We start from the raw sequence: 11,829 nt of genomic DNA, 5'->3' as shown, positions 1-11,829 counted from the left end.
GCTGACTGGGATCGCTGGTTGTTACGGTGGCACCGATAACATGAAGACTTACGGTGGCACCGATGCGCATGCAGGCGCAAGGGGCCCACAAGAGGCTTTTGCGTGAAGGGCCGACGTGTGGCTCAGAGGGAACGCGACCCGGGAACGCGACCCGGGGGCGCGGCTCTCAGGGGGAGCGCGATCCGGGGGAGCGCGGCTCAGAGGGAACGAGGCTCAGAGGGAACGCGGCGGTGCCGTGGAGGCGCGTACCGACAGTGTCGCGGTGGCGACGGACTCGTCGACGTCGGCGTCGTCGCTCCGCAGCAGCAACGCGACGGCCGCCGCGCCGTAGCGGTAGAAGTCCTGCCGGACGGTCGTCAGCGGCGGAGAGCCGTAGGCCGCCAGGGCGATGTCGTCGACGCTCACGATGGAGACGTCGCCGGGCACCGACCGCCCGCGCTCGCGCAGGGCGCGGATCACGCCGAAGGCCATCTCGTCGCTGGCGACGAAGACCGCGGTCACGTCCGGGATCATCGCGATGATCTGCCCCCGCCGGTATCCCGAGTCGGGCGACCAGTCGCCCTCCAGGGGCGGCGGCGCCTCGATCCCGGCCGCGGCCAGGCACTCCTGCCAGCCCTGCCGTCTCTGTCGCGCCTCGATCCACTCGTCGGGCCCGGAGATGTGCCAGACCTGGCGGTGCCCCAGGTCGAGCAGGTGCTGCGTGGCGATACGGCCCGCCTCCCGCTGGTCTATCCCGAGTACGCGGGCGCCCGCCGTCCGTGAGCCGTCGAGGGTGACGGTCGGGATGTCGCGGGTGATGTCCTCCATCTTCGGGGTCACGGAGATGAGCGGTACGGCGATGACGAAGCCGTCGACGCCCTGGCCGGCGAGCTTGGACAGGGCCCGCTCCATCAGGCCGGTGTCGAGCGCGGCGATGGTCGCGATGTTCACCGCGTACCCGGCCTCGCCGGCGGCCGCCTCGACACCGGCGGTCACCGCCGAGCGCGAGTAGTACCCGCCGGACGCCAGCAGCACGAGCCCGATGGTGTGGCTGCGCCCGGAGGAGAGCGCCCGGGCGGCGCTGTTGAACCGGTAGCCGACCTGTTCCACGGCGGCGAGCACGCGCCTTCTGGTCTCGGGGTTGACGTTGGGCGAGTCGCGGAGCGCGCGCGAGACGGTCTGCGCCGACACCCCGGCGGTCCGGGCCACGTCGGCCATGCTCGGCTGTTTCGGCCTCGCGGTGCCCTCGGTCATGGCGCTCCTCTCCCGCGGCCTACGCCCCCGTATGCCGTGGCCGTCCCCCGATCCTAGCGAACCTTGTTAGGCATGGCATCGGTAACATGCGCTCATATCGTGACTGCGTCGCCCACGACACCCCCTGTCCGGGCGGAGATCAGCACCTGCTCGGTGGCCCTGCGTTCCAGGCCCCCTCGGCTGCCGTCGCCTCCGCCCGGCCGGCCTCCCCGATCCGGTAGTCGGCCGTCGTCGCGCTGTGGGTGCCGGGCGCTGCGACGCGCTATGCGCTCGCGTCCACCGATCGCTGGACCCGGTGATGCCGGCGGCGGTCGGTCGGCCGGCGCGTAGGGTGCCCGGGTGATCGAGGTACCGGAGGCGTTCGCGCGGAGCACCGTCGAGCGCGAAGGGGAGGCCGGGGCGGCGTGGCTCGGTGAACTGGCCGGGATCGTGGAGGAGCTGCTGGGGCGCTGGGAGTGCGTGCCGGACGGGGAGGTCACGCACGGGGGCGTCGGGATCGTCGTCCCGGTGCGGCGGCGGGGCGAGGGCGCCGCCGTGCTGAAGGTGTCGTTTCCGCACCCCGGCAACGTCCACGAGCCGGACGCCTTCGCGGCGTGGGGCGGGCGTGGAGCGGTCCTGCTGTACGGGCGTGACGACCAGCGGTTCGCGATGCTGCTCGAACGGGTCCGGACGTCGACCCTGGCCGAGGTCGAGGACGGCGACGAGGTGGTGACGGTCGCGGGGCGGATCGGCCGCCGGCTGGCCGTCCCCGCACCGCCGGGTCTGCCCCGGCTGAGGGAGCGGGCCGATGCCTGGGAGGAGCAGCTGCGCGAGGACGCCGGGGAGCTGACGCACGCACTGCCGTGCCACGTGGTGGACGCCGCCGTGGCGACCGTCCGGGAGCTGGGCCGCGTCCAGCCGGACACCCTCGTCCACGGCGACCTCCACGCCAGGAACATCCTGCGCGCCGATCGAGAGCCCTGGCTGGCCGTCGACCCCAAGGGATACGCGGGCGACCCCGCCTACGACGGCGGCACGCTGCTCAAGTCGCGCGCGTTGACGCTCCTCGGGGCGGACGACCTGCGCAAGGCGGTCCATCGCGTTCTGGACGTCTTCGCCGAGGCCGCGGAGGTCGATCGCGAACGTGCCCGGCGCTGGGCCCAGTTCCATGCCGTCCAGGCCGCGTTCTGGGCTCGCCGCCACGGGTTCCGCATCGCCCGCGGCGGACCACGGCTGGACCGGCTCACCGAATTCGTCGACCACTTGGCCGAGTTGCTCACCGAACGCCGGTAGGTCGTGATCCCGCCGGCCGGGGCGGGCGGTGACGGGAGCCACCGGACCGTTCACAACCCCGACCGGGGAGCAGCGCCTCCCGCCCCAGGAGACCGGCAGGGGCCTGCCAGGTTCTGATCCGAATGATCAGGTCCAGGACAACCTTTAGGCTGCTGCCGTTGGCCGGCTCATCGGCTCGGGGGATCACAGGACCAGGGGGCAAGGACCGATGCACCACGCGACTGAGGCGTTCCAGCCACTGCAGGCGGACGATCCGCCCCTGGTGGCCGGATACCGCCTCGCGGCCCGGCTCGGCGCGGGAGGCATGGGCCGGGTCTACCTGTCGCACACGCAGGGTGGCCGGCCGGTGGCGATCAAGGTGGTACGGCCGGAGCTGGCCGACGACCCGGACTTCCGGCGGCGGTTCGGCCGGGAGATAAGGGCGGCCCGACGGGTCCGGGGCGCGTACACCGCCGAGCTGATCGACGCCGACGCGGACGGGGTACCGCCCTGGCTGGCCACGCTGTACGTGCCCGGGCCCTCCCTGTCGGAGGCCGTCGCCCGGCGCGGTCCGCTGCCGGAGCAGGCGGTGTTATGGCTGATGGCCGGTGTCGCCGAGGCGCTGCAGGCCATCCACGGTGCGGGAATCGTGCACCGGGACCTGAAGCCGTCGAACGTGCTGCTGGCCGCCGACGGGCCGCGGGTGATCGACTTCGGTATCTCGCTGGCCGCTGACATCACCTCGCACACAGCCACTGGCGCCACCGTGGGCACGCCCCAGTTCATGGCTCCCGAGCAGGCGTCCGCGGGTGAGGTCACCGCGGCGACCGATGTCTTCGCGCTCGGCCAGACAGCGGCGTTCGCGGCGCTGGGCGAGCCGCTGTACGGGGACGGTCCTCCGGCCGGCGTGCTGTACCGGATCGTGCACTCGGAACCCGACCTGTCCCCTCTGCCCCCGCAGCTCCGTCCACTGCTCGCCCGGTGCCTGGCAGCCCGTCCGGAGGAGCGGGCCACCCCTGCCGAGATCGTCGAGTGGTGCCGGCAGCGACTGGGCCCGGACGCCGACGCGGGCGCGGGGCCGGCCGTCTGGCAGGAGGTCACGGGGCCGGAGGTGACGGTTCCGTCTCCGGTCCCCGATCCCGTCCCGGTGCACACCCTGCCGTTGCCCACGCTGCCGCGGCAGGCGGCGGCGCCGGACGAGCGGCGGGCCCGCCGGAGACGCCCCGCGCTGATCACGGCCGCCGCCGTGACGGCGGGCGCGCTGCTGACGGGCCTGGTGTGGACGGTCCTGGACGTGGCGGAACGGCTCCGCGACCGGGACACGGCCACATCCTCGACGCCCGGACCGACAGCGTCCGGACGGTCGTCGACGTCCTCGTCGGCATCCACACCGGCCTCAGGGGCTGATGGCCGGACACCAGATGCGTCGCGCTCCTCCTCGACCGCGCCCGGGGCGCCGCAAGCCGTCGCGTACCCCCTCCAGTGGCTGGACGCGAAGAACTCACTGGGCATCAAGGAGCCGGTCAGGCGCAAGGACCGCAAGGGGGACATCCGCTTCGTCTGCGAGGAGGCCGGCTGCGCGCTGGAGAGCGACACCAGCGTGATCACCATGCTGTACGGCAAGCCGGGCGCCACCTTCGACTCGTGCCGTACCGCCCTCACCGGAGCCAAGGACCGCGACCTCCCGCTGGCCGCGGCGGCGGCCGGCAGCGAGATCTGTGTCAAGCACCCCTCCGGAGACATCGCGCTGCTCGTGATCCAGGTGAAGTCGACCGCGCTGCCGGACATCGGCTTCGTGACCGCGGACATGACGGTCTGGCGGGCGGGCTAGCGCGGTCGTCCCCCCTCATCAGCGGAGCGAGTGGCGCCACCCGCCGCGGGCGGTGCCTCCTGACGGCCGCTGGGCGAGGTGGCGCCGGATGTGGCCGACGGCTTCGCAGCCGTCCCGTCCCCTACGGTGCTCCGGTCCCGCGCGTGCCCGTCACCCGTCCTTCTTCCTGCGGAGCGCCTGCGGCTTGTGTACGGCCCTGCGCCCGGACTTCTCGCTGCGGACCTGGTACTGCGGGTCCTGGTCGGAGGCGTCGACGGTACGTCCGGCCGCCTCGGTCCTCTCGGTGATCTTCTTCTCGACCTCGCCCGTGGTTTCGGCCCCGTGGCTCTTCCACGACACTCGGTCGCCCTTGCGCGGTTGCTGCTTTCCGGACACGAGGCACCTCCGTCGCTCACCTCGCGAGTTCCAGGGCAACCGTGCGGAAACGCACGCCGCCAAGGCAAGCCCCGTCGACGGCGAGCGCATCCTCAGGAGTAGAAGCCGACCCAGTACTGATCAGGGCCGCACGCGAAGTCATTCGGACGCTCCGCCCTCAGCACCTCGTACCGGGCAGCGAAAACGTCCAGGGCCTCATGGAGCGAGCAACCGAGGTGCTCACGCAGCGTCTGAAGGCCGCGGATGATCTGCTTGGCGAGGATCTGGTCGTCGGCGACGTCGACTGCGGCACCATCGGTCATGGTGCTGATCGAAGCCGATCAGCACATCCATCGCAACAAGGTTTGCCGACGTCGGTCGGCTCCGTCGTACGACGCCGCCGAGGCTGCCTCGTCATCCCAACAGGGCGTCACAGGCAAGGAGTTGAACATGAGCACACCGGACGCGCAGGACACGGCCAGGAGACTGCGGGCGATCAGTGACGAGCTGTCGGACCGTTTCTACGAGCGGGACGACGTGGTGCGGACGCTGGTCGTGACGCTGCTGGCCGGACAGCACTCGTTAGTGCTCGGCCCGCCCGGAACGGCGAAGTCCGAGATGGCCAGGGAGCTCACGGGCAGGATCGAGGGGGCGTCCTACTGGGAGATCCTCCTGTCGAAGTTCACCGCGCCGACGAGGATGTTCGGTCCCATCGACGTCGCCGCGCTGGCCCGGGGCGAGTACCGCCAGGTCTACGACGGCCGTGCCACCACCGCGCATGTCGCGTTCATCGACGAGATCTTCAAGTGCTCCACGGCGGCGCTGAACGAGACACTGGGTTACCTCAACGAGCGGATCTACCACCCCGAGAACGGCGGCGAGCCGATCCGCTGCCCCCTGATCGGGGCCATCACAGCGAGCAACGAACTGCCCGTCGGAGAGGATTCGGCCGCCATCTACGACCGGCTGCTGGTGCGGATCGAGGTCGGGTACCTGGAAGATCCCTCGAACTTCGCCGCCCTGGTCCGCTCCGCGGTCAGCCGCCCGGCGGCACCGACACGGACCACCATCGAGCTGGCCGCGCTGCGGCACGCCGTGACCGAAGCCGTCCCGGCCGTGGACGTCCCCGACGCGATCGTGGACGCGGTGTGCACGCTGCGGGCCGCCCTGCGCCGCAAGGAACTCGTCGCCTCCGACCGCCGCTGGCGGCAGGCGGTGGGCCTGCTCCAGGCGTCCGCGTACCTCGACGGACGCCCGGCGGTCGCCGAGGCCGACCTGTCGGTGCTGACTCACGTGCTGTGGGACTCCCCCTCCGAACGCCCGACCGTCGAGCGTGAGGTGCTGCACCTGGTCAACCCCGACGCCAAGGAGGCGCTCGACCTGGCCGACACCATCGACGAGCTGGAGGCCCAGCTCGACGCCATGGCCGGGCAGTCCCGCGAGGCGCTGAGCGAGTGGGTCATCAAGAATGCCCACAACAAGCTCGCCATGGCGGGGAAGCGGCTGGAGAAGCTGCGCGAGGATGCGGCGGGCGCCGGCCGCTCCACCGCCGCCATCGACCGAATCGCCGGCCGTCGGCGCGCCGTCCGTGCCCGCGTTCTCACCGAGGCCCTCGGCATGGACGCGAGCATGGTGCAGGCCCAGCTTTGAACCCGGGGGATCAGGACCATGGGTGAGACACCGAGCAGGCTCGACGAGCTGGCGAGCCGGGCCGGTACGTGGCTGAGCCGGTCCACCGCCGTTTCCGAGCGGCACACCGGGGCCGTGGTCGCGGACCGGTTCGACCGGATCGCATGGCGCGACACCTACGAGCAGTCGGCCGGACTGCGTGATCTGGCCGAGGAGCTGAACCAGCGCCACGGCCACACCGCCGACCTCCTGACCGATGTGTTCCTGGCCGCCTACAAGGTCGGACCGCGGTTGCGCGAGCGCGCGGAGATGACCCCGTCCCGGCTGGTCAACCACCAGGTCATCACCTCGTTGGTGGAGTCACCGGAGTTCACCGAGCTGCACCGGGAGACGGCCGGCGACCCCTACGCCGCCGCCATGGCCGTACTGGCCCAGGCCGCCGCGCTGCGCCGGATGCTGGAGCACTCCCGGGATGCCCAGGAACAGGCCGAGCAGGCGAAGAGGGCCCGGCAGGACGCCGACGGCGCGGCGGCCGCCGTGGGCGAGGCGCTCCATCAGGCCGCCGACGAGGCGGACTGGTCCGACGGGGCCGGCACGGTGCCGGCCCCGGCCGCCGCCGCCGTACAGCAGGCGATCGAGGCCGCCGACGCCGCCGAGTCCGCCGCGCGGCAGGCCGTCCAGGGTGCCGACGAGGTCCTCACGGCGGCGGCCCCCGGCATCCGTGCCGCCGCGCGGAACGCGGTGGCGAAGGCCGCCGGGACCGTGCGGGAGGAGGCCGCGCTGATGCGGGCGTGGGGCGTAGGTCCCGGCGAGCTGCAGCGGATGCCGTACGACCAGCGCGCCCGGCTCGCCGAGCGGCTGCGCACCGGCCGTCTCGCGGAGTGGGCCGAGCTGATCGGCCGCTTCCGGCAGATGGCCGGCGGTGAGCGCGCCCGCAAGGTGGAGAACACCACTGGGGAGCTGGTCGGCGTCACGCTCGGCGATGACCTGTCCCGCGTCATCCCCTCCGAGCTGAGCAACCTCGGCCTGCCCGAGCTGCGTGCGGTGTTCGCCGCGCGCTACGCCGCCGGGGAGCTGATGCTCTACGACAGCCAGGGAGAGCAGACCACCGGCCAGGGCGCCATCATCGCGTGCGTCGACACCTCGCACTCCATGTACGAGGCAGGGCCCGGCGGGGTCACCCGGGAGGCGTGGGCCAAGGCGTGCGCCCTGGCACTGCTGGATCAGGCCCGTCATGCGGGGCGTGACTTCGTGGGCATCCTGTTCTCCGCCGCCGACAAGCTCCAGGTCTTCCGCTTCCCGGCCGGCGAGCCCGCCGGCATCGACCGGGTCCTCTACTTCGCGGAGACCTTCCTCGGTGGCGGCACCAGCTACCAGAGGCCGCTGACAGCGGCCCGCGAACTGCTGGAGGAGGAGTTCAACGACGCCGCCCGCAGGCGCGGTGACATCGTGATGCTCACCGACGACGACTGCGGCGTCACCGAGGAATGGATGCGCGGCTGGAACGACGCCAAGCACCGGCTGGGCTTCCGCGTCTTCGGCATCGCCATCGGCGCCCCACGGGTCGGTGAGGCCGACTCGGTCCTGGACGCCCTGTGCGACAACCTCCGCTCCATCGAGGACCTCACCGACGTCCACGCCGCCGCCGACCTCTTCCGCGTGATCTGACCCGGCCTCTCCGGGGCGGGCGGTCCACCACAGCCGGAGGGACAGGTGACGGATCCCTCACGGATCCCTTGTGCAAGGGAGTGGACCCGTCACCTCACCAGGGCCGATCGTGGGCGACATGAACGATCACCGCATGACACCTGTCGACCCCGCCGGTGCCGCCGAACCCGCCTCCCGCCCATGGCCTCCCGTGCTGTGCCGGGTCGCCGAGGCGGAGCGCGGCCACGGGATCGCGAGGGGCCATGAGTGACCTGCCGTCGAGTGAGGAGGCCGGTGAGGTCCGCCGTTTCTGGGGGCGGCTCGGTCTTCCCGGGCTGGTCGACGTCCACACGCACTTCATGCCCGAGCGTGTCCTGCGCAAGGTCTGGGACTACTTCGACGCGCTCGGACCGCTGACCGGTGGACTCGAGTGGCCGATCACCTACCGGCAGGAGGAGGCGGAACGGGCGGCGCTGCTCCGGGAGTTCGGCGTACGGGCGTTCACCGCGATGCTCTACCCGCACAAGCCCGGCATGGCCCGTTGGCTGAACGGCTGGGCGGCCGACTTCGCCCGCCGTACCCCCGACTGTCTGCACACCGCCACCCTCTACCCCGAGCCGGGCGTCGAGGCGTACGTCCGGGAGGCCGTCGAGGCGGGCGCGCGGGTCTTCAAGGCGCATGTGCAGGTGGGGGCGTACGACCCGGCCGACGAACTCCTGGAGCAGGCCTGGGGGTTGCTGGCCGAGGCCCGTGTCCCCATAGTGATCCACTGCGGCTCCGGGCCCGCGCCCGGCAAGCACACCGGCCCCGAACCGATCGCGCGGGTGCTGGCGCGGCACCCCCGGCTGCGGCTGGTCGTCGCGCATCTGGGGATGCCCGAGTACGAGGAGTTTCTCGGCCTCGCCGAGCGGTACGACGAGGTGCGGCTGGACACGACGATGGCGTTCACCGACTTCACCGAGGGGTTCATGCCGTTCCCCCGCCGCGCCCTGCCCCGACTGGCCGGGCTCGGCGACCGCGTCCTGCTCGGCTCCGACTTCCCCAACATCCCCTATCCGTACACGCACCAGCTGCACGCCCTGGAGCGGCTGGGCCTCGGGGAGGAGTGGCTGCGGGCGGTGTGCCACGACAACGCGGCAGGGCTGTTCGGGCTGTGAGGACACGGATCAGAGCACGGGATCGACCGACCTTCGCAACCCCGTGACCAGCGGAACTCAGCCGCACCGCTCCGATAACATGTTCGAACTCACGATGATCTCCCTCATCGACGTCCCTCCACCGGAAAACCATGCTATTCAGCGCAAGAAGTGACCTATTTAACTAACATCTGAAAATCGGCTAAAAATTGATATCTATAGCATCGCGGGTGTTCGCGCGAATAAAAAGCAGAACCACGTTCGCCGGATGGCGTCATTCACGGGCGATGCTGTGGGCCACGGCGGGTGTGGCGGCCCTCGGGTTCGTCATCGCGCTGGAGATCGCCGCGCGTCACTACGGACTGCCGGGGCCGATCACCAACCAGGTGCGGGAGGTGGTGTTCGCTCCCAAATCGGGGCCGCTGTTGTACGCCAGTATGGCGTTGACGATGGTGGTGCTCACCTGGCGGCAGCGGTTCATCGCGGCTGGTGTCGCGGTCGGTATCGACGTCGTCTTCCTTCTGGTGCGGTGGGCGGTCGACGCCAGGACGACCGACGGCCACCCCTTCGGCAACGGTGCGTTGTGGGTGATCCTGGGCTGTGCGTTCATCGCCGTCACGCGCCGCACCGGCCGGGAACGCGTCCTGCTGCTGAAGGGCGTCGGGCTGGGCCTGCTGCTGGTGACCGGCCGCAAGACGGGCGACGCCTGGCTGCTCATCACGTCGAAGACCCGCCCGGCGGTCCTCGACCCGTACCTGGCGACGGCCGATCACGCGCTGGGCAACCCGGCGTGGCTGGTGGGCCGGATCGTCAGGGCCTCCGGTCCGATCGGCACCCACGTTCTCGACTGGGTCTACATTCAGCTCGCGGTGGGCGCGGTCGTCGTCGCGCTGTACCAGCTGCGGAACGTGGCGGTCGAGCGCCGCTTCCCGAGCCATCATCTGGTGCGTACGTTTCTGGTGATCGGCCTCCTCGGCCCGGGCATCTACATGATCTTCCCGGTGGTCGGACCGGTCTTCGCCTACGGCGCCGACGGAGGGCACTGGGCGATGGCCAACCTGTGGCCCGAGACGCCGCCGCCGATCAGTGCCCCGCACCCGATGCCGTTCGACGAGATCACCCCACGGAACTGCATGCCCAGCCTGCACACGGCGTGGGCCACCGCGATCTTCATTCATTCCCGCAAAGGCCCACGATCTCTGCGATACGCGGGCGCGTTCTGGCTGACCGCCACGCTCGGCGCGACGCTGGGATTCGGCTACCACTACGGCGTGGATCTCGTTGCCGGCGTGGTGTTCGCGGTCACGATCGAGGCAGCGCTGCGCTCGCTCGATCGTGGCTGGGGCCGGTCGGGAATCCAGCTGGTCACCTACGGCACAACGGTCTTCGTCGCGCTCCTGGTGTCGTATCGCTATCTGCCGATGGAGATGGCCGGACGCCCGTGGGTGGCTGGACCACTTCTCATCCTGGCGATGGCCTCGGTGGTTTACGGCTACGCACGGACCGCCGAACTGTGGGAACCGAAGGCCGCACCGGCGCGGCAACCGGAACCGCAAGCCGAACTGGTCTGAGCCGGAAAGAGGTGAGGGCCTGCTGGTCTCGGTGTGGAGGGCGACATGTGCGACCGGCACCCGGGAGGCCCTCACCTCTCCCCAGGACCGCTCAGGGCGTGTCTCCCGTCACCGACGTCCCCGGACAGCACGGCTAGGGCCTGCCGTACGCCGCCACCAGGATGTTCATTGCCACCTCGTTCATGTCCTGGCCCTTGGCGTCCGTGGAGTTGACGCTGTAGACCAGGGTGCGGGAACCGTCGCGGGTGGAGGCGATGGCCGCGTTGTAGCCCCAGCGGCCGCCCGTCTTGCCCCACACCTCGCGGCCGCCCAGCTTCTTCATCGAGAGGCCGACGGAGTACGCGGCCGGGTCGCCGCTCCTGAAGTCCGTCACCTTCGGCAGCGTGAACATCTCTTCCAGCAGAGGGCCGCGCACGACCCGGCCCCGGAACAGGGCCTTCGTGAATCGCTCGAGGTCCGCGGTGGTCGAGACGATGTCGCCGGCCGCCCAGCCGTCCGTCGTCCCCCACACGGAGACGTCGCGCAGGACGGTCGTCCCGTCGTCCAGCCGCATCGTCTGGTAGCCGTGGTTGTGCGGGCCGATGATGCGCGGGTTCGTCCCGGGGAGGTACGTGTCGTGCAGCCCGAGCGGCTTCAGGATCCGGCGGGCGACCTGGTGTTCGTACGAGTCGCCCGTGACGCGCTCGATCAGCAGACCGGCGATCGTGTAGCCGATGTTGAGGTAGTGCTGCTTCTCGCCCGGCGCGAACTCCCGTCGCTTCGACGTCGCCGAGCGGACCATGTCCTCGGGGTCGTGGATCCGGAAGCGGTTCTCGTACCACTCCTCGACCGTGGTCCCGGGGAAGTCGGGGGCCGGGATGCCGTGCGTGTGGTTGAGCAGCTGCCGGACGGTGACGCCCCCGTACGACGCCGGGATCAGTTCCGGCAGGTACGAGCGGGCACCGCGGTCCAGGTCCAGTCTGCCCTCGGCGGCCAGTTGCAGTACGACCGCCGCCGTGAAGACCTTGGTCACGGAACCGGCGCGGAAACGGGCGGACGGATCGGCCGGCCGGTCGGTCTTCAGGTCGTGCACGCCCGAGCTGCCCTGCCAGACGCCCTCGGTGCCCCCGACCCGCACCAGCGCGGCCGTCGCGTCCGCCGTCGGCAGGCCCGCGATGGCGGCCTCCAGGGCGGGATG

The 11,829-nt window shown here is 71.1% G+C and carries 10 protein-coding genes; 6 read left to right on the top strand and 4 right to left on the bottom strand.

Annotation, left to right across the window (positions count from 1 at the left end; translation table 11 throughout):
• Nucleotides 1-213: 213 nt before the first annotated feature.
• Complete coding sequence (locus FNH04_RS11645) at nt 214-1,233, bottom strand: LacI family DNA-binding transcriptional regulator (protein ID WP_152783146.1); 1,020 nt, start codon at nt 1,231-1,233, stop codon at nt 214-216.
• A gap of 339 nt (nt 1,234-1,572) precedes the next feature.
• On the opposite strand from FNH04_RS11645, the gene FNH04_RS11640 reads away from it, so the two are divergent.
• Nucleotides 1,573-2,505 (top strand): aminoglycoside phosphotransferase family protein, encoded by a 933-nt coding sequence (locus FNH04_RS11640; RefSeq protein ID WP_322722932.1) that lies wholly within the window; start codon nt 1,573-1,575, stop codon nt 2,503-2,505.
• 208 nt (nt 2,506-2,713) lie between these two features.
• Nucleotides 2,714-4,315 (top strand): serine/threonine-protein kinase, encoded by a 1,602-nt coding sequence (locus tag FNH04_RS11635; RefSeq protein WP_152783144.1) that lies wholly within the window; start codon nt 2,714-2,716, stop codon nt 4,313-4,315.
• Nucleotides 4,316-4,465: 150 nt separating this feature from the next.
• On the opposite strand, the gene FNH04_RS11630 is transcribed toward FNH04_RS11635, so the two are convergent.
• The gene (locus tag FNH04_RS11630) at nt 4,466-4,690 is read right to left on the bottom strand and encodes a hypervirulence associated TUDOR domain-containing protein (protein WP_322722931.1); all 225 of its coding nucleotides are present in this window, start codon (nt 4,688-4,690) and stop codon (nt 4,466-4,468) included.
• Between the two features lie 92 nt (nt 4,691-4,782).
• A complete protein-coding gene (locus FNH04_RS11625) occupies nt 4,783-4,992 on the bottom strand; it encodes a hypothetical protein (protein WP_152783140.1) in 210 nt (69 codons plus the stop codon).
• A 127-nt stretch (nt 4,993-5,119) separates the two neighbouring features.
• Here FNH04_RS11625 and FNH04_RS11620 point away from each other — a divergent pair, with 127 nt between their 5' ends.
• From FNH04_RS11620 to FNH04_RS11605, 4 genes are all read left to right on the top strand, one after another.
• Nucleotides 5,120-6,319, top strand: a complete 1,200-nt coding sequence (locus FNH04_RS11620; protein ID WP_152783138.1) for an AAA family ATPase — start codon at nt 5,120-5,122, stop codon at nt 6,317-6,319.
• Between the two features lie 18 nt (nt 6,320-6,337).
• Nucleotides 6,338-7,966, top strand: coding sequence for a VWA domain-containing protein (locus tag FNH04_RS11615; RefSeq protein ID WP_152783136.1), 1,629 nt, complete (start codon nt 6,338-6,340; stop codon nt 7,964-7,966).
• Nucleotides 7,967-8,208: 242 nt separating this feature from the next.
• Nucleotides 8,209-9,102: an amidohydrolase family protein gene (locus FNH04_RS11610; protein WP_152783134.1), complete on the top strand. Its 894-nt coding sequence runs from the start codon at nt 8,209-8,211 to the stop codon at nt 9,100-9,102.
• Between the two features lie 266 nt (nt 9,103-9,368).
• Nucleotides 9,369-10,652 (top strand): phosphatase PAP2 family protein, encoded by a 1,284-nt coding sequence (locus tag FNH04_RS11605; RefSeq protein WP_152783173.1) that lies wholly within the window; start codon nt 9,369-9,371, stop codon nt 10,650-10,652.
• Between the two features lie 133 nt (nt 10,653-10,785).
• Here FNH04_RS11605 and FNH04_RS11600 read toward each other — a convergent pair.
• The coding region (locus FNH04_RS11600) for a serine hydrolase domain-containing protein (RefSeq protein ID WP_152783132.1) at nt 10,786-11,829 on the bottom strand (1,044 nt) is incomplete at its 5' end.

It is taken from the genome of Streptomyces phyllanthi (genome assembly GCF_009377205.1).
GTDB lineage: Bacteria > Actinomycetota > Actinomycetes > Streptomycetales > Streptomycetaceae > Streptomyces > Streptomyces phyllanthi.
The sequence above is the reverse complement of the archived record's forward strand: the minus strand, read 5'-3'. Positions and strand labels throughout refer to the sequence as shown.